Annotated in this window: 17 protein-coding genes and 1 pseudogene; 8 read left to right on the forward strand and 10 right to left on the reverse strand. The window is 72.9% G+C overall.

The window, feature by feature from the left end; genetic code table 11:
* The first annotated feature begins 63 nt into the window (after window positions 1–63).
* The 4 genes from AB1460_RS04550 to AB1460_RS04565 all read left to right on the forward strand — a co-directional run bounded on the left by AB1460_RS04550 (window position 64) and on the right by AB1460_RS04565 (window position 4,232).
* A complete protein-coding gene (locus tag AB1460_RS04550) occupies window positions 64–1,257 on the forward strand; it encodes an ABC transporter ATP-binding protein (protein ID WP_368959313.1) in 1,194 nt (397 codons plus the stop codon).
* Window positions 1,257–2,084: an ABC transporter permease gene (locus AB1460_RS04555; protein ID WP_368959314.1), complete on the forward strand. Its 828-nt coding sequence runs from the start codon at window positions 1,257–1,259 to the stop codon at window positions 2,082–2,084. Before AB1460_RS04550 ends, AB1460_RS04555 begins: the two co-directional genes overlap by 1 nt.
* Window positions 2,085–2,293: 209 nt before the next feature.
* Entirely contained in the window at window positions 2,294–3,259 is a 966-nt protein-coding gene (locus AB1460_RS04560) for a COX15/CtaA family protein (protein WP_368959362.1), read from the forward strand.
* A gap of 196 nt (window positions 3,260–3,455) precedes the next feature.
* Window positions 3,456–4,232 (forward strand): Fic family protein, encoded by a 777-nt coding sequence (locus AB1460_RS04565; RefSeq protein ID WP_368959316.1) that lies wholly within the window; start codon window positions 3,456–3,458, stop codon window positions 4,230–4,232.
* A 97-nt stretch (window positions 4,233–4,329) separates the two neighbouring features.
* On the opposite strand, the gene AB1460_RS04570 is transcribed toward AB1460_RS04565, so the two are convergent.
* The 6 genes and pseudogenes from AB1460_RS04570 to AB1460_RS04595 all read right to left on the reverse strand — a co-directional run bounded on the left by AB1460_RS04570 (window position 4,330) and on the right by AB1460_RS04595 (window position 7,185).
* Entirely contained in the window at window positions 4,330–4,500 is a 171-nt protein-coding gene (locus AB1460_RS04570) for a hypothetical protein (RefSeq protein ID WP_368959317.1), read from the reverse strand.
* A gap of 158 nt (window positions 4,501–4,658) precedes the next feature.
* Window positions 4,659–5,018 (reverse strand): annotated as a pseudogene (locus tag AB1460_RS04575) (DUF4037 domain-containing protein); the annotation flags it as partial.
* Complete coding sequence (locus AB1460_RS04580) at window positions 4,964–5,260, reverse strand: hypothetical protein (RefSeq protein ID WP_368959318.1); 297 nt, start codon at window positions 5,258–5,260, stop codon at window positions 4,964–4,966. The gene AB1460_RS04580 and the pseudogene AB1460_RS04575, both read right to left, overlap by 55 nt.
* Window positions 5,261–5,277: 17 nt before the next feature.
* A complete protein-coding gene (locus tag AB1460_RS04585; RefSeq protein ID WP_368959319.1) occupies window positions 5,278–5,610 on the reverse strand; it encodes a helix-turn-helix domain-containing protein in 333 nt (110 codons plus the stop codon).
* Entirely contained in the window at window positions 5,607–5,978 is a 372-nt protein-coding gene (locus AB1460_RS04590) for a type II toxin-antitoxin system RelE/ParE family toxin (protein WP_368959320.1), read from the reverse strand. The genes AB1460_RS04585 and AB1460_RS04590 overlap by 4 nt, the downstream gene beginning before the upstream one ends.
* Window positions 5,979–6,141: 163 nt before the next feature.
* Window positions 6,142–7,185 carry a heme o synthase gene (locus AB1460_RS04595; RefSeq protein WP_420497191.1) on the reverse strand — a complete coding sequence of 348 codons (1,044 nt, stop codon included), beginning with the start codon at window positions 7,183–7,185 and terminating at the stop codon, window positions 6,142–6,144.
* A 733-nt stretch (window positions 7,186–7,918) separates the two neighbouring features.
* Here AB1460_RS04595 and tal point away from each other — a divergent pair.
* From tal to pgl, 4 genes are all read left to right on the forward strand, one after another.
* Window positions 7,919–9,028: a transaldolase gene (tal, locus tag AB1460_RS04600; RefSeq protein WP_368959322.1), complete on the forward strand. Its 1,110-nt coding sequence runs from the start codon at window positions 7,919–7,921 to the stop codon at window positions 9,026–9,028.
* Between the two features lie 128 nt (window positions 9,029–9,156).
* A complete protein-coding gene (zwf, locus tag AB1460_RS04605; protein WP_368959324.1) occupies window positions 9,157–10,689 on the forward strand; it encodes a glucose-6-phosphate dehydrogenase in 1,533 nt (510 codons plus the stop codon).
* 31 nt (window positions 10,690–10,720) lie between these two features.
* Window positions 10,721–11,875, forward strand: a complete 1,155-nt coding sequence (locus AB1460_RS04610) for a glucose-6-phosphate dehydrogenase assembly protein OpcA (RefSeq protein WP_368959326.1) — start codon at window positions 10,721–10,723, stop codon at window positions 11,873–11,875.
* Window positions 11,872–12,768: a 6-phosphogluconolactonase gene (gene pgl / locus AB1460_RS04615; protein WP_368959327.1), complete on the forward strand. Its 897-nt coding sequence runs from the start codon at window positions 11,872–11,874 to the stop codon at window positions 12,766–12,768. The genes AB1460_RS04610 and pgl overlap by 4 nt, the downstream gene beginning before the upstream one ends.
* Window positions 12,769–12,937: 169 nt before the next feature.
* Here pgl and AB1460_RS04620 read toward each other — a convergent pair whose 3' ends face one another.
* From AB1460_RS04620 to AB1460_RS04635, 4 genes are all read right to left on the reverse strand, one after another.
* Complete coding sequence (locus AB1460_RS04620) at window positions 12,938–13,327, reverse strand: SHOCT domain-containing protein (protein ID WP_368959329.1); 390 nt, start codon at window positions 13,325–13,327, stop codon at window positions 12,938–12,940.
* Between the two features lie 121 nt (window positions 13,328–13,448).
* Window positions 13,449–15,068, reverse strand: coding sequence for a serine/threonine-protein kinase (locus AB1460_RS04625; protein WP_368959330.1), 1,620 nt, complete (start codon window positions 15,066–15,068; stop codon window positions 13,449–13,451).
* 24 nt (window positions 15,069–15,092) lie between these two features.
* Entirely contained in the window at window positions 15,093–15,434 is a 342-nt protein-coding gene (locus AB1460_RS04630) for an RNA polymerase-binding protein RbpA (RefSeq protein ID WP_006538993.1), read from the reverse strand.
* A gap of 293 nt (window positions 15,435–15,727) precedes the next feature.
* Window positions 15,728–17,473: an ABC transporter substrate-binding protein gene (locus tag AB1460_RS04635; protein WP_368959331.1), complete on the reverse strand. Its 1,746-nt coding sequence runs from the start codon at window positions 17,471–17,473 to the stop codon at window positions 15,728–15,730.
* Window position 17,474 lies beyond the last annotated feature (1 nt).

Raw genomic sequence — 17,474 nt, forward strand, 5'->3', positions numbered from 1 at the left:
CCGCGCGCGGTCAGTGTGATCGGCCCGGTCGGGCACCGCTGCGCAGTCCGTAGGATCAGCGGCGTGACCGAGGTCCTGGCAGTCGAGGTGACCGATCTGGTCAAGACCTACCGGCGCGCGCCGGCCGGGGGGCAGACACGGCCGCGCTACCTGCGCGCGGGAGCGCCGGAGCCGCCCGCCGGCCCGCCGGCCCAGCGGCGCCGCGGTCGCCAGCGCACCCGGGGCCACGCCTCGAGCCCGACCGACCGGGCCGATCCGCCCGGCAGCACCCGCCGGCCGGGCTCCGCCGCCACCCTCGCCGACGCCAGCACCCTCGCCGACGCCAGCACCCTCGCCGACGTCGGCACCGAGGCCAAGCCGGACGAAGCCCCGGCACCCACCACCCACGTGCGTGCGGTGGACGGGCTCTCGCTGCAGGTCGCCGCCGGGTCCGTGACAGCGGTGCTCGGCCCGAACGGCGCCGGCAAGACCACCACCATCGAGATCTGCGAGGGCTTCCGGGCCGCCGACAGCGGCGAGGTCCGTGTGCTCGGGCTGCACCCGCTGCGCGACGCGGCGGCACTGCGCCCACGGGTCGGCGTGATGCTGCAGGCGGGCGGCATGTACCCCGGTGCCCGCGCCGGCGAGATGCTCCGGCTCATCGCCTCGCACCACGCCCACCCGCTGGACGCCGGCGTCCTGCTCGAACGGCTGGGGCTGGCAGAGGTCGCCGGCGTCCCCTTCCGCCGGCTGTCCGGCGGCCAGCAGCAGCGGCTCTCCCTGGCGATGGCCGTCATCGGCCGTCCCGAACTGGTCTTCCTCGACGAGCCCACCGCCGGGCTGGACGTCCAGGGCCGGCGTGACACCTGGGAGCTCATCGAGGAGCTGCGCCTGTCCGGCGTCACCGTGGTGCTCACCACGCACGCGATGGACGAGGCCGAGCGGCTCGCCGACCAGGTCGCCATCGTGAACCGGGGCCGGGTCGTCGCCGCCGGGACACCGGCCGAGCTGACCCGCGGCGGCGCCGAGGGCCAGCTCCGCTTCCGCGCCCCGGCCGGCCTCGACGTCAGCCGCCTGCTGCTCGCGCTGCCCGACGGCACCACCGGGTGGGAGGACCCGCCCGGGCACTATCTCGTGCAGGGCACCGTCGACCCGCAACTGCTCGCCGCTGTCACCGCGTGGTGCGCGGGCAACGGCGTGCTCGCCGAGGACCTCCGCGTCGAGCAGCGCACCCTCGAGGACGTGTTCCTCGATCTGACCGGGACGGAGCTGGAGTGATGAGCCCCCTGGCCGAGACCCGACCGGCGGAAGGCCGCCCGGCCGGCGCCGTCCTGGACCTGCGCCCTGCCCCCGGGGCAGCGTCCCGCGGGCAGATGCTGGCCGCGCAGACCCGCCTCGAGCTCACCCTGACCCTGCGGCGCGGCGAGTCCGTGCTGCTGACCCTGATCATCCCGATCGGGCTGCTGGTCTTCTTCGCCGCGGTGGATGTCCTGCCGACGTCGGCCACCGCACAGCGCTCGGTGGACTTCCTCGTCCCCGGCGTGCTGGCGCTGGCCATCATGTCGACAGCGTTCACCGGCCAGGCGATCGCCACCGCGTTCGAGCGCTCGTACGGCGTCCTCAAGCGGCTCGGTGCCTCTCCCCTGCCCCGGTCGATCCTGCTCGCGGGCAAGTCGCTGGCCGTCCTCGCGGTCGAGATCGTCCAGCTCGTGCTGCTCGTCGCGGTCGGCTTCGCGCTCGGCTGGGAACCGCACGGATCGGTCGCCTCGGTCGGCTGGGTGGTCCTACTCGTCCTGCTCGGCACCGCCGCGTTCTCCGGCCTGGGGCTGCTGATGGCCGGCACCCTGCGCGCCGAGGCCACGCTCGCCGCCGCGAACGGGGTCTACCTGCTGCTGCTCCTGATCGGCGGGGTCGTCTTCCCCCTCGAGGAGCTGCCCGGGTGGATGCGGGTGGTCGCCGAGGCGCTGCCTACCGCCGCGCTGTCCGACGGCCTGCGCGCCGTGCTCGCCGAGGGCGCCGCACCCGGCGCCGGGAACCTGATCGTGCTGGCCCTCTGGTCCGTCGGCGCGCTCGGCCTGGCGTCCCGGCTGTTCCGCTGGGAGTGATCCAGCTCGGAATGACCGAGCGGGGAATGGCCGAGCTGGGAATGGCCTACCGGCCGGCGGGCCGCACCCGGCGGCCGGGGCTCCGGCAGGTGGCACCCCGGTAGTGGCGGTGCACACCCGGACCGGTCGGGGCGGGCGGATTACCATGGGCCGCGATGCCATCTTCTACCACTCGTCGGAGCAAGGTCAGCGCTGACGGCGACGCCACCATGGCCGGCTCGGGCCGGCTTCCCGTCATCGGGCTGCGCGCGTTCCGGCGGCTCTCGCTTGCCAGCGTCGTCCTGCTCGCGGCGATCGTCGTGACCGGCGGTGCCGTGCGGCTGACCGGTTCCGGTCTCGGCTGTCCCACCTGGCCGCAGTGCGGTGACGGGTCCTTCACCCCGCACGCGGCCTACTCGCTCAACGGAGCGATCGAGTTCGGGAACCGGCTGATCAGCATCGTGGTCGGCCTGGTGGTACTGGCCCTGCCGATCGCGGCGCGCCTGCTCCGGGAGAAGCGCCGGGACCTGCTCCTGCTCTCCCTCGGGCTGTGGCTCGGCTTCCTCGGCCAGGCCGTGCTCGGCGGGATCACCGTGCTGGTGAAGCTGCACCCGGCGACGGTGGCCGCGCACTTCCTGCTGTCGATGGTCCTGCTGTTCAACGCCGTCGCCCTGCACCGGCGGGCCCGACAGGCGGCCGGGCCGACCCCGCTGGCGGTCCGCGCGGAGCTCGCCTGGCTCGCCCGGGTGCTCGTGGTGGTCGCCGCCGGCGTCCTCGCTCTGGGCACCGTGGTGACCGGTACCGGCCCGCACAGCGGAGACAGCGAGGAGACGAAGCGCTTCGGCTTCGACATCGTCAACGTTGCCCAGCTGCACGCCGACGGCGCGATGGTGCTCACCGGGCTGACCCTCGCGATGGTCTTCGCCGTCCGCCTCACCCCCGCCCCGGCCGAGGCCCGCCGCAGCGCGAACGTCCTCCTGCTCACGGTCCTGGCTCAGGCGGCGATCGGGTTCACCCAGTACTTCACCGGCGTCCCGGCGCTGCTGGTCGGTCTGCACATGGCCGGCGCGACCATCATGTGGATCGTCACGATCCAGCTCTGGCTGGCCATGGGCGAACGTGCCCCCGCCACCGAGGCCGCCTGGGCGGGGTCGCCGTCGCGCATCCAGGCACCCGCCACTCCGGTCACCGTCTGACCGGACCGGACCGGACCGGACCCGGTCAGCGGCCGGCGGTCAGCGGTCGTGACGGTGGCCAGGGGGCTGCGCGTACCTCAGCCGCAGCGGCGGCGGCGCGACGTCAGCGCCGCGGCGGCAGGCCGGCGGCCGAGTGCCGTGACGAAAATGTTCGGCTCGGAGCGATCCGTCGACGGATCTGCCGCGAACTCTGTGCGTGGCAGGGACTGAACGGCGCGTCAGCCGGGTGTGGAACGACGGTGCCGCGTACGACATGGTCGTGCCGGAGCCCGTCGCCGGGCTGGCGGGCGTGCCGGCGATGACCGCGGTCGCGGAGCGCATGCGGGCGCTGGACGCTCTTGCCGCCCGGCCGGGGACTGGCACGCAGGTACGGGCCCTGCTCGCCGTGGAGTGTCTGTCGTCGCGTCAGGTGACCAGGATGTCAGCCGCCGGGTCGGCAGGCTCCAGGCCGGTCGGCGACGGGCAGCTGCGGCGCTTCACCCGGGCCTGCGCGGCTGGGGTCGCGGCCGAGCAGCTGGGCCCGGCGGAGCTGCGCCGTGCTCACCGCGCCGTCGTGCCGGGCGGGGGGACCGTACGAAGCGGCACGGTGTGGGTCGGCGGAGTTCCGACTCCGCCGCGGGCAGAGTTCGTCCCGCCCCCGCCTGAGGATCTCGGTCGGCTCCTCGCCGACCTCGGCGCCTTCCTGATGCGGGATGACCTGTGCCCGGTGGCGCAGGTGGCCATCGGCTACGCACAGCTGGTGGTGATCCATCCCTTTCGCGACGGCAACGGCCGGGTCGGCCGCTGGCTGTTGCAGGTGATGCCCCGTCGGCGTGGCCTCGTCCACGAGCTGGTCGCTCCGATGGGTCTCTACTTCCTTGCCAACGCGCCGGCCTACATGGCCGCGCACGCAGCCTTCCGAGCGGGGGACCTCGAACGGTGGTGCTCCTTCTTCGGGGACGCGGTGATCCGCTGCTCCGCCGCGACGGAGTAGTTCGTGGGGAGATCCCCCGGCGGACAGTTCGGGAGGGAGACCGGGGCCGCCGCCCGAGGCGCCGCCCCAGAACCGACCAGGCGGCGTGGCGCCGGCGTCATTCGGCACCCGGTGGCCGCAGGCCGAGGAGGGGCGCGTAGTCGCGGCGGCGACCGGGCACGGTGAGGATCTCCACGCTGTCGGTTGCCTGGTCGATCGCTCCGGGCAGGTAGCCGACGGCGCGGCCGGGGCGCCGTCCGAGCCGGGTAGGGTGGCGGCCGCCGCGCACAGCTCGGCCTCGCGATCCTGCCATCGGGTGGCGCCGAGCGCCCGGTTCAGGTGGGGGCCGACCTTGTCGGCGACGCCGAGCCCGATGAAGACTGTGGTGAGCCACTTGTTGTACGGGGCCCAGCGGCGTTCCACGAGGAAGGCGATCCGGACGAGGTCACGGGCCACCCCGGCTGCGACGGTCCGCGATCCCAGGTCGTCGCCGCGGGCTCCGGCCCGGCCGGCGAACGCCTCCTGTTGGCTCACCCGGAGCCAGCTCGCAGCGAGCACGTAGCGCCAGACGTCGTCCGGATACCAGGCCAGAGCCTGACGACGGCCGGTGAGCAGGTCCAGCGGATCGTGGAAGACCGGGCCGCCGGTCAGGCTGGCCAGGATCTGGGTGGGAGCCAGCAGCCAGTCGGCCAGCTCGAGCCCGTCGGCGGGGTCGACGCCCAGGTGGGCAGTGAAGAAGGCCCGCGCGGTGGTCACCTCGACCTGGTGATGGGGCCGTCCGCCATGGCGGTCACCGACCGGATACACGACGGGATGGCCGTCGAAGTCGGCTGGCAGATGTTCCAGGGCGGCTTCGATCGCGCCGTCTCGCTACCTCGCTCGACGAACAACTGCACGCGTGGGCCGAAGTCATGGTCGGTGGAGATCTCGTCGTCGAGCCCGAGGACCTCGGAGCCCTTGCCAAGCAGCGCTGCCGCGTGGGGCACGCCCCAGACCAGCTGCCGGATGCTCTGTTCGTAGAACCGTCGGGAGAGCTCACGACCGGACACGCCCCGCTGCGGTGCTGTCAGGCGATGTTGAGCTGGATATTGCCGATGCGGGCGACGATGTCGAGCTGGCCGCCGAGACCGGTGATGTAGGAGCGCAGGACGTCAAGACCCGTCGCGGACCCGTTCTCGATCTGGCTGATCCTCGCCTGGCTCAGACCGGTGGCTTCGGCGAGCTGCGCCTGGGTCATCCCGAGCTGCCCGCGGATCTCAGCCAGCTGCGCACCGCTGACAGAAGCAAGCATCCGCCCTCGCAGTTCAGCGCGATGGGCCGTGCGTTCCGCGTTGTCCCACTCGGGATCGGCCGCCCGCGCGCGCGCCTTGACATCACGCCAGTTCGACGGACTGGTCATGAGTCCTCCCGTTCCTTCAGCGCCATCAGGTGCTCGCCGAAACGCGCGTCCGCGAGCGGGACTGCCGTGCTGTACCAGGCCTGCCAGGCACCTGACTTGTCCCCTGCCACGAGGAAGATTGCCTCCCTACGCGGATTGAAGGCGAAGAGCATTCTGATCTCGGTCGACCCCGCCGATCCTGGTCGCAGTTCCTTCATGTTGTGGTAGCTGCTACCCCTCAGCCTGTCGACGAGTGGGCGCCCCAGACCGGGCCCGTTCTCCCCGAGCACGTCGATGGCTTCTGCGACCAGGTCGGCACTGGCCGAGTCCGTGTCACACAGGTCGAGGAACCACCGCTCGACCTCGGTATGGAGCAGGACGACCCACATGAGCCGAGCATAAGAAAAATTTATACCGAGCCGCCAAGGGACGCAACATCGAGGCAACAGCGATCTTCTCGGTCGCGACGCCGACGGCACTCTGCGACGCCTGCCGCATGCGTCGGGGGTGGAAGTCCCTCCCCCGACGCATGCGCTGGGACCGGTCAGGCCGTCAGAGCAGGGATGCGGCGGCCAGCGCTGCGAACAGCAGCGTCAGGTACGTGATCGACATGTGGAACAGGCGCATCGGCTTCACGTCCTCGCCCCGGCGGGCGCGGCCGGACATCCGGTGCGCCTCGGCGATGAACCAGACGCCGAGGATCACCGCCGGCACCGTGTAGACCAGGCCGATGTCGGCCACCGGGCCGACGGCCAGCGAGACCGCGACCATCAGGTAGGAGTAGGTCACGATGCGGCGGGTGACGACCTCGGCGGTCGCCACCACGGGCAGCATGGGCACTCCGGCCGCGGCGTAGTCGTCCTTGAAGCGGATGGCCAGCGCCCAGAAGTGCGGCGGCGTCCAGAAGAAGACGACCGCGAAGAGCAGCACCGCGGACCAGCCGACGGTCCCGGTGACCGCGGACCAGCCGATGAGCACGGGGAAGCAGCCGGCGGCTCCGCCGATGACGATGTTCGACGGCGACCGCCGCTTGAGGCCCAGTGTGTAGACGAAGACGTAGAACGCGATCGCGCCGACGGACAGCGCGGCCGAGATCCAGTTGACCAGGAGCCCGAACATCAGCGTCGAGACGATGCCCAGCACGATGCCGAAACGCAGCGCCTGGGCCGGTGTGACGACCTCCTGGACGAGCGGCCGGCGGCGGGTGCGACCCATGAGCTGGTCGATGTCACGGTCGACATAGCAGTTGATGGTGTTGGCGCTGCCCGCGGACAGGGTGCCCGCGACCAGTGTCACCACGATCAGCCACCAGGACGGCATGCCGCGTTCGGCGAGGAGCATGACCGGGACCGTGGAGACCAGGAGCAGCTCCACGACCCGCAGTTTCATCAGGGCTATGTACGAGCGGGCCCGGCCGGCCACTCGTGCCCATCGGCCACGGGAACCGGCCAGGACAACGTCGGTGGGCTCCGCCGGTACGGCCGGTGCCGCGCCGGCTGGCAGCCCGGCGATGGCAGGCAGCCCGGCAGCGGTGGGCAGCCCGGCGATGGCAGGCAATCCGGCCACGGCGGGAGCCGGGACGGCGGCGGAGGTCACAGCGGCGCCTGACGGCTGGACCGCGCCCGGCGCGGGGACGCGCGGGGCGGATCCCGCCGTGGCCGGACGGCCACCGCTCGACGTCACCGGACGGCGGCGAAAGCCCTGCCGGTGGCGAACAACGGCCTCGGGAGACAGAACGACCTCGCGATCGGCGCGGTCATCCAGCGAACCGCGCGGGACGGCGCCCGAGAAAGGGCGTGGGTGGTGTTCTACGACGTGTCGGAGTCTAGCCGTCGGGAGGGGGCGAGTGCGCGTGGGCTGCGTCCCGACGGTGGTCCTGTCGAAGCCGCTCCCCCGCATGTGGGTGACGCCCGCCGGGGGCCCCGGGCTGGCTGTGCGTCCAGCGTGTGGATTCGGCCACGGGAGGCGGGCCCGCCGGGTGACGTGCCACCCGGCCCGGGCAGGCCGGACGTCCAGTGTTCTTCGGCACGTTTCCCGTGGGACACCTGGACCCAGACTCTGGGGTGAGGATCACGCGGCAGGGTAGGGCCGAGGACAGGGACATCTGGCACGGTCGCCGTAAGCAGTAAGGAAGGCGGCGCGAAGGCAGTGGCGCGACCGGCCGGGCGCCCCACGTCGGTGGCGCGTGGACACGCCGGGGCGACCCGGGCGGTGCGCGGGCGCGCGTCACAGCGGCGGGGAACCGTGCCTCCAGATGCGATCATTGGTAGCACCGGACAATGCAGACCACCGCGGCGCGACGACACGGCCGCGCAGAGGAGGACGTCCGATGAGCAAGCCACTGTCCGACCTGTCGGCTGCCGGTGTGGCGGTCTGGCTGGACGACATCAGCCGCGAGCGGCTCCGAACCGGCAATCTGGCCGACCTCGTCGGCGGCAGCGGCGTCGTCGGGGTGACCAGCAACCCGACGATCTTCCAGAAGGCCATCGGGGGCGGCGAGACCTACCAGGAGCAGCTCCGCGATCTCGCGGTGCGCGGGGTGGACGTCGGCGAGGCGGTCCGTGCGATCACCGCGGCGGACATCCGCGAGGCCTGCGACGTTCTGCGCCCCGTGTACGACGCGAGCGGCGGCGTCGACGGGCGGGTGTCCCTGGAGGTCGACCCGCGGCTCGCACACGAGACCGAGCGCACCGTCGCCGAGGCGCGCGCGCTGTGGTGGCTGGTCGACCGGCCCAACCTGTTCATCAAGATCCCGGCGACCCGGGCCGGCCTGTCCGCGATCACGGCGACCCTGACCGAGGGCATCAGTGTGAACGTCACGCTGATCTTCGCGCTGGACCGGTACGAGGCGGTCATGGACGCGTACATGACCGGCCTGGAGCAGGCGCTCGACGCCGGTCGTGACATCTCCGACGTGGCCTCTGTGGCGTCCTTCTTCGTCAGCCGGGTCGACGGCGAGGTCGACCGGCGGCTGGAGAAGATCGGCACGCCGAAGGCGGCGGAGCTGCGATCCAAGGCCGCGATCGCCAACGCGCGGCTTGCCTACGAGCTGCACCAGAAGGTGTTCGGCACCCCGCGCTGGGAGCGGCTCGCCGCGGCGGGCGCGAAGCCGCAGCGCCCGCTGTGGGCGTCGACGTCCACGAAGGACCCGTCGCTGCCGGACACGCTGTACGTGACGGAGCTGATCGCCCCGGGCACCGTCAACACGATGCCGGAGGCGACCCTCGAGGCCTTCGCGGACCACGGCGTCGTCCCCGGCGACACGATCACCCCCAACCTCGGGGCGGCCCACGCCATCTTCGACCAGCTCAGCGAGCTGGGGGTGGACATGGCCGACGTCGTCGAGGTCCTCGAGGTCGACGGTGTCCGCAAGTTCGAGGACTCCTGGAACCAGCTTCTCGGCACGATCCGCGACCAGCTCGGCGCCGTCGCGCCCTAGGCTCGGCGGACCTGAGCGCCCGCAGCGGCGGCCAGCCGGGCGGATCCGGCTGGCCGGCAGCAGTATCGGCAGGGCAGCAGTATCGGCAGGCCTGACTCGCGAGCACCACGAACTCTGAAGGGGGAACGGTGGCGTCCACCGCTAGTGGCAACCCACTGCGGGATCCACGGGATCGGAGGCTGCCACGGCTGCCGGACAACAGTGCTCTGGTGGTCTTCGGCGTAACCGGTGACCTGGCCCGCAAGAAGCTCATCCCGGCCGTGTACGACCTGGCCAACCGGGGGCTGCTGCCTCCGGGCTTCGTTCTGGTCGGGTTCGCCCGGCGGGAGTGGAGCGACGACGAGTTCGCCGCGTTCGCCCGGGAGGCGACCGAACGCGGTGCCCGGACCCCGTTCCGGGAGGACACCTGGGAGCGGCTGGCGGGCTCGCTGCGCTTCCGGTCCGGGTCGTTCTCCGACGATGCGGCCTTCGACGGCCTGGCCAGCCTGCTCGCCGAGCTCGAGCAGAGCCACGGCGTCCGCGGCAACGCGGCCTTCTACCTGTCGATCCCGCCGACGGCCTTCCCCGTCGTCCTCAAGCAGATGCAGCGGACGGGTCTGGCCTCCAACGATGCCGCGGGCGGCTGGCGGCGGGTCGTCATCGAGAAGCCGTTCGGCCACGACCTGGACTCGGCGCGCGAGCTCAACGCCCTCGTGGACGACGTGTTCACGCCGGGTGACGTGTTCCGCATCGACCACTATCTGGGCAAGGAGACCGTCCAGAACCTCTTCGCGCTGCGCTTCGCGAACACGCTGTTCGAACCGATCTGGAACTCGCACTTCGTCGACTCGGTGCAGATCACGATGGCCGAGGACGTCGGTATCGGCACCCGCGCCGGCTTCTACGACGAGACCGGCGCCGCGCGGGACGTCCTGCAGAACCACCTTCTGCAGCTGCTGGCGCTCACCGCGATGGAGGAGCCGGTCAGCTTCAGCGCCGAGACGATCCGCACCGAGAAGCTGAAGGTGCTGCGCGCGGTGTCGGTCCCCGACGACTTCGGGACCTTCGCCGTGCGCGGGCAGTACTCTCAGGGCTGGCTCGCCGGCGAGCGGGTCCGCGGGTATCTCGAGGAGGCGGACATCCCCGCCAGCTCGACCACCGAGACCTTCGTCGCGGTGAAGCTCGGTGTCGAGACCCGCCGGTGGGCCGGCGTGCCGTTCTACCTGCGGACGGGCAAGCGCCTGCCGCGGCGGGTCACCGAGATCGCGATCACCTTCACCAAGGCGCCGCACCTGCCGTTCGACGTCACCGACACCACTGAGCTGGGCAACAACCAGCTGGTGATCCGGGTCCAGCCCGACGAGGGTGTCACGCTCCGGTTCGGCTCCAAGGTTCCCGGGTCGGCCATGGAGGTCCGGGACGTCGCCATGGACTTCCTGTTCGGCGAGGCGTTCACCGAGGCGCTGCCCGAGGCCTACGAACGTCTCATCCTGGACGTCCTGCTCGGCGACGCGACGCTGTTCCCGAACAATGCCGAGGTCGAGGAGTCGTGGCGGATCATCGATCCGCTGGAGGACTTCTGGCGGAAGACCACGCCGCACACCTACCGGGCGGGCACCTGGGGGCCGGCGGCCGCCGACGACATGCTCGGCCGCGACGGCCGCCGGTGGCGCCGGCCATGACCCACCACCGCCACTCCGAGGGGAGCCAGGCATGACCACGCTGTGGGACACCACCGGATCGGCGGTGGTCAAAGCACTCGCGGCCGAGCGGCGGGCCGCCGGCGCACTGGCGTTCGGGCTCGCGCTGACGCTCGTGGTGGTCGTGGACGAGCAGCACGTCAGCCAGGCCGAGAGCGCCGCGACGGCGGCCGCCGCCGCGCATCCCTGCCGGCTGCTGATCGTCGTCCGCCGCCAGATCGACTCGCCGCACCCGCGACTGGACGCCGAGGTGTCGATCGGCGGCCGGCTGGGGCCCGGCGAGGCCGTCGTGATGCGGATGTCCGGGCGGCTCGCGCTGCACGCGGAGTCGGTGGTCCTGCCGCTGCTGGCTCCGGACGCACCGGTGGTCACCTGGTGGTACGACGCCCCGCCGGAGAAGATCGCCTACGATCCGCTCGGGGTCTTCGCCGACCGCCGGGTCACCGGCACGTACGCGGCCACCGACCCGGTCGCCGCGCTGCGGCAGCGGGCCGAGGACTTCGTCCCCGGCGACACCGACCTGGCCTGGACCCGCATCTCCGGCTGGCGCACCCTGCTGGCGGCGGCCTTCGACCAGGTCCAGGCCTCCGAGACCGCCGGCCCGGCGACGGTCGTCAGCGAGCCCGGCAATCCCAGCGCCTGCCTGTTCGCCGGTTGGCTGCAGGCGAGGCTGCAGGTCCCGGTGACGATCACCGACGCGCCCGGGCGCAAGGGCATCCAGGGTGTGCGGCTCGCCGTCGGCGACGGCGAGCTCGAGCTGGCCCGGACGGACAGCCGGTCGGCGGGCATCACCCGCACGGGCTTCCCCACCCGGGTCCTGCCACTGCCGGAACGCGGGCTCGGAGACCTGCTCGCCGAGGAGCTGCGCCGGCTCGACGACGATGTCGTGTACGCGGAGGCGCTCTCGGCCTGGAGCCAGATCCCCGACCTGAGCCGCCGACCGCTGCACCGCGAGCACATCTGGCGCGACCCCGCGCTGGAGCACACCGCGGCCACGTCTCCCGCCGGGGCGAGCGGGCGGCCCGGAGCCGCCCAGCGTTCCGGAGCCGCGGAACGCTCCGGAAAGGCGGGCAACGCCGGGGCGGCAGGCAAGGGGAAACCCACGGAGCCCGCCGAGGTGGCCGAGCACGCCGGGGCCACGCCGACAGCACCGCCCGCGGCGTCGTGACCGCGCGGGAGCCCGGGTCGGCGCCCGCGCCGCCACCGGCAACGGTCGTCGTGCACGCGGATGCCGGCGTGCTCGCACGCGCGGCGGCCGCCCGGCTGCTCACCGCCCTCGTGGACGCCCAGTCCGAGCGGGGCGAGGCCAGCCTCGTGCTCACCGGAGGCGGGATCGGCGTGGCGCTGCTGCGGGCGGTGCGTGACAACCCCGCACTCGATGCGGTCGACTGGTCCAGGGTGGACGTGTGGTGGGGCGACGAGCGCTTCGTCCCGGCGGACTCCCCCGACCGCAACGACCGGCAGGCCTGGGACGCGCTGCTGGAGCACATCCCGCTGGACCTGTCGCGGGTGTTCCCGGTCGCGGCCTTCACCCCGGCCCGGGCCGGGGGTGACGTCGAGTCCACGCCCGCCGCCGCGGGAGAGGGGCCCGGGTCCGGCCGCGCGGGCCTGGCCGCGATCCGGCCGATCGGGACGGCGGAGCCGGAGACCGCCGCCACGCAGTACGCCGTCGCACTCGCGGCGCGGGCAGCCCCCGGCTCGCTGGTCCCCGCCTTCGACGTGCTGCTCCTCGGGCTCGGGCCGGAGACCCACACCGCGTCGATCTTCCCCGGGTCGCCGGCCGCCGTGGCAACCGAACCGACGGCGGCCGTCCACGACTGCCCCAAGCCACCGCCCACGCGGGTGACGATGACGTTCCCGACCCTGCGCTCCGCCCGCCAGGTGTGGATGGTGGCGGCGGGTGAGGAGAAGGCGGAGGCCGTCGCGGCGGCACTCGCCCCAGGTGCGGACCCGGTGACCTGGCCAGCGGCAGGGGCGGTGGGGCGTGAGCGCACCCTGTGGCTCATCGACCAGGCCGCGGCGTCCAGGCTCGAGTCGACCCGAGGCGGATCCGCGGGCTGAAAGCTCCGGCGGAGCTGCCTCCGAAGGCTGATCCGGCTCGACTGGCTCGGCTTGCTCGACCGGCTCGACTGGCTCGACCGGCTCGACTGGCTCGGCCCGGAGCCGGAGTCCGGCCGCCGGAGCTGGCGGCCGGGTCCGGGCTCCGGGCTGATCGGGCCAGGATCGCTGATCAGGCCAGAATCTTCGTCTTCTCCCGTTCGAACTCGTTGGCGCTGATGACCCCGTGGTCACGGAGGTCTGCCAGTCGGGCCAGCTCGTCCGCGGGGCTGGGCCGGCCAGCGGCCTGGCGGACCTGGGCGCGCCAGAGATCCGCGGCGGCGGCGGCCTGGTGGGCCTGTCGCTCGTGCATGGAACTACCGCGGATGATCAGGTACGCCAGCACACCGACCAGCGGCAGGATGACGATGAGGGCCGTCCAGCCCGCCTTGCCCCAGCCGGAGAGGTCGTGGCTGCGAAAGACGTCCGCAACCACGGTGAACAGCAGGAACAGCCATAGAACGAAGCAGAAGAACCACAGCATGTAGAGGAACACGCTGAGCAGCGGGTAGTCGGAATCCACCTTGCCTCCTCTCACCGTCACCTACCGGTGAGCCTGACTCATACCCGTATCCGGGCACCCTGCGCTTCGACCCCATCACCTTCCGCGGGTGAGTGCGCATGCGGGCACGAATACGGTGCGGTCATTCCCTCGTGAGCACGCCGTTACCCACCGAGTTGATCCCGGTTGCGGGATAGGTGTAGGCGAGCCGGCCGTCGGGACGCAGCGCGAGCACCAGCCGGGCCGCGCCCCTGCAGAGGAAGCCCTCCTGGACCAGCCGTTCCTGCACCGTGATGCTGTCCGGGCCGACCTCCAACAGGCGCAGCTCCGTACCACAGCCCTCTGTCGGATAGTCACCCCGACCGACGATCTCGTTGATCCCACCGCCGCTGAGCACAAGCTCCACGGGGAACTCGACCGGCCCCTGGGTCACAGAACCGCCCCACGAACCGGTAATGCCGGCGGGCAGCAGGTCCCGAGGACCGGACGACGGAGCACCCGACGACGGACCACCACCGGATGACGGGCCGCCACCGGGCGTCGGGTCACCCTCGGGCCCCGGTTCACCGCCCCGCGCCATCCACAGCAGGCCGGTGGTGACCAGGACCAGCACCAGACCGGTGAGGGCGCCGACGGTCAGCGGCCGGGGCGGACGCGGGAGGGGATCGGGCCACGGCCATGGCCGTCCCGGCGGTGATCGGTCGGCACGGTCGACGGGCCGCCCCTGATCCTCTGCCGGCGCCGGCCCCAGCGACGCCACCGGATCCACCGGGCCGCCCGGATCTGCGGACGGCGCCGAACGTTCCGGCGACGCGGAGCCTCTCGTGGCGAGCCGACGACCGGCGAGAGCGGTCCCGCCGGTCCCGCCGGTCCCGCCGCTTCCGCTTCCGGTTCCGGCCTCGGCTCCGGTGAGGCGCAGGGCCCGGTCGAGCAGCGCCTTCGCGGCCTCCGCGCCCAGCCGGGTCTCGGGGTCCTTGATCAGGAGCCCGCCGATCACCGGCCACAGCACGTCCGCCCGCACCAGCGGCGGCGGATCCGCGTGCAGCACCGCGCCGAGAGTCAGTGGCACGGTGTCCCGGGCGAACGGCGGGTTCCCGTCGACGGCGAAGTACAGCGTCGCCCCGAGCGAGAAGAGGTCCGCGGCCAGCGAGGCGGGCCGCTGGGTGATGCGTTCCGGCGCCAGGTAGGCGGGTGTGCCGGCGCTGCCGTCGCTGCCCGGCGCCGTCGTGTCCGCCACGTGGGTCGCGATGCCGAAGTCGGTGAGCAGAACCCGCCCGTCGACGGCCAGCAGGATGTTCGACGGCTTGACGTCCCGGTGGAGCAGCCCGATCCGCTGACCGGCCATGAGGGCATCGAGCACGGCGAGCCCCACCTCCGCCGCCCGGACGACCGGGAGCGGCCCGGTCTCGCGCACGGCGGTGTCCAACGAGGTGGCGGCGACCAGCTCCATGACGATCCAGGGCAGGCCGCCGTCCTCGACGACATCGGTCACCGAGACGACGTGCGGGTTGGCGCGGAGCTGGGCGGCGCTGCGCGCCTCCCGCACCGCGGCGGCGACCCGCGCCCGATCCGCACCGGTCAGGCTCGCGCCGGCGAGCCCGGCCGCGGCCGGACGGCCGCCGAGCCAGATCGCCTTGACCGCCACCTCGACCCGCAGCAGCAGGTCAACGGCCCGCCACACGACACCCATCGAACCGGCGCCGATGCATTCCACCAGCCGGTACCGGCCGGCCACCACATGGCCGGCCTCGATGGTCCGCACAGCGGGCAGCCGAACGCGGGGTGGTCAGGTCACCGGCGCGCCCCGCAGCTTCGCCAGAGCCTCGGCGAGGATCGCCTCGCCGTCCTTCTCGTTACGCCGCTCCCGCACATAGGCGAGATGCGTCTTGTACGGCTCGGTCTTCGGCGGAGCGGGGGTGTTGTCACGGTCCCGCCCGGCCGGAAAGCCGCAACTCGGGCAGTCCCACGTGTCCGGTATGGACGCGTCGGCTGCGAAGGCCGGCTTCGTCTCGTGCTCGTTGGCGCACCAGAAGGAGATGCGCTGCCGGGGGGCGGTGTCGCCCCGCTCGGCCTCGCCCATCGGTCCCGCCCCGACCCGGCTCCCCCGGATGGCGTTGCCACCTGCCACGGCCCGCGTGCTCCTTTGTCTCGTCCCATGGGTGGTAGCTCGGCGGTCGGCCCCCCGCGGCCGGACCACCCACGTCCGAACCGCCACCGTTGACGTGCCGGTGCCGCTCACGGCCGTGCCCAGCATGTCTGTCCGGAGTGTAGGCCGGCAGCCCCACCACGGGTTGCACCGACCACCCCCACCGGGGCTTCCCTACGCGAATGAGGGCCCGTAATGGCCCTCTCACAGGTGTGGGCATCCTCGCCCGGCCGCCACCACCCGCCGGGCGCACCCCGCGGGTAGTGCGGATCCGGTCAGGACGACAGCGAAACCGCGGTGGGGTCGGCGGTTCCGAGTGAGGGGATGATCGTGAACGCCTGCACCGCCGCGCTGTGCAGGCGGGCGGGGTAGCTGACCGCGAGCGGCAGGACGGCGGCGTCGGCGAGGACGGTCCGTTCCAGCGCCGCCCAGGCCTCGCCGGCCGCGGTCGCCGGGCTGGCCTCGGACGCCGCCTCGAAGCGGGCCTGGAGGTCCGGGCGCCGGTAGCCGCCGTCGGCGGGCCGCGGCCCCATCCACGTCCCGTCGAGCAGGGGCTGGTAGACGGTGCGTGCGGCGTCCCCGAACCAGCCGGGGGCGATCCTGGTCAGCGCCAGGTCCCAGAACTGTTGCTGCGGGTCGCCCACCACCTGCCGGTACTGCTCCCTGCTGCGCACGCGGACGTCCAGCCGGATGTCGGCGCGGGCGAACGCGACGCGCAGCGCCTCGGCCACCTGGGCGTCGGCGGCGCTGTCCGTGGTGAGCAGCGACAGCGCCGTCACCCGCCCACCGGGGTTGTTCGCCAGGCCTTCGGCGCACCGCTGCGGGTCGCCGGTGCCCTCCGCGGCCGGGTAGGGGTCGTACTCCTGGTAGCCGGTCATCGGCTCCTGCAGCAGCTGAGCCGTCGGGGCGGCGAGCGGCGGGCCGCCGAGCGCCCCGGTGACCGCCACCCGGTCGACGCAGTACGCCAGCGCCGTGCGGACCTGCTGCTCGCGCAGCGCCGCCGCGGACGGTCCGTTGAGCCCGACGACGAGCATGACCACCGTGCCGGTCGGGCCGGTCACGAGGCGGTCGTCCGCGTCGCCGGTGAGCGTGTCCAGCTGGTCGCGGGGGACCTCTCCGTCCAGGGCCATGTCGCCCTCGCCGGCCTCGATCCGCTCGGCGATCGTCTCGGCGTCGAGGCCGTCCGTCACCGTGATGTGGTCCGGAAGCGCCCGCCTGATGCCGTCCGAGGAACCGCTCCAGGACGGGTTGCGGGACAGCCGGTAGTCACCGTCCGGCTCGGACACGAACCGGTAGGGGCCGGCGGAGATCAGGTTGTCCAGGTACTCCGGGGAGTCCGGAGGGTACGCCAGGGCCTCCAACGGCACCGGGGAGCTGGCCGGCAGCGCGAGGACGTCGACGAAGTCGTTGACCGGGCGGACCAGGTGGAACTCGATCGTGTCGTCCCCGACGACCTCGATGCCGGAGATCGAGCCGCTCTCGATCAGGGCCGACACGTCCGCGACCGGCGACACGGCGAGCTGCGCGCAGTACTCGGCGAACCCGCGGATGGTCGCGGCGTAGTACCCGCGCAGCGGCGACGGCACCGGCGGTGCGCACATACGCTTGAAGCCGCGGGCGACATCGGTCGCGGTGATCCGGCGCTGACTCGGGGTGTTCCAGCGGGCCGCCGAGCGCAGCCGCACGGTGTAGACGGTGCCGCCCATCGTGACCACCGGCTCGCCGACGGCCAGGTCCGGCCGCGGGATCGTCGCCCGCGTCACGTCCGTGTCGGTGGGGTAGCTGTAGAGCTGCCGGGTGACCAGACGGGCGAAGGCCTGCTCCCCCGGTTCGTCGGCCCAGCCCGGGTCGCCGCTGGGCATCTGCCCGGTGAGCAGGCGCAGGGTGCCCCCGGGCTTGCCGTCAGGCGGTGCGGTGGTCGGCGCGGTGGACGGGGTCGCCGCCATCGGCCCGGGTGCCGGATCGGAGTCCGGACTGCACCCCGCCGCCGCGAGCAGGATGGCGGCGAGGGCGCAGATCATC

The organism is Parafrankia sp. FMc2, from assembly GCF_041008525.1.
Lineage (GTDB): Bacteria > Actinomycetota > Actinomycetes > Frankiales > Frankiaceae > Parafrankia.

Excerpts from the sequence above, each read along its gene's own strand:
- AB1460_RS04610 (WP_368959326.1), top strand. The coding sequence starts at position 10,721 with ATGACCACGCTGTGGGACACCACCGGATCGGCGGTGGTCAAAGCACTC.
- AB1460_RS04585 (WP_368959319.1), bottom strand. The coding sequence starts at position 5,610 with ATGACCAGTCCGTCGAACTGGCGTGATGTCAAGGCGCGCGCGCGGGCG.
- tal (WP_368959322.1), top strand. The coding sequence starts at position 7,919 with ATGAGCAAGCCACTGTCCGACCTGTCGGCTGCCGGTGTGGCGGTCTGG.
- AB1460_RS04635 (WP_368959331.1), bottom strand. The coding sequence starts at position 17,473 with ATGATCTGCGCCCTCGCCGCCATCCTGCTCGCGGCGGCGGGGTGCAGT.
- AB1460_RS04560 (WP_368959362.1), top strand. The coding sequence starts at position 2,294 with ATGGCCGGCTCGGGCCGGCTTCCCGTCATCGGGCTGCGCGCGTTCCGG.
- AB1460_RS04555 (WP_368959314.1), top strand. The coding sequence starts at position 1,257 with ATGAGCCCCCTGGCCGAGACCCGACCGGCGGAAGGCCGCCCGGCCGGC.
- AB1460_RS04590 (WP_368959320.1), bottom strand. The coding sequence starts at position 5,978 with ATGTGGGTCGTCCTGCTCCATACCGAGGTCGAGCGGTGGTTCCTCGAC.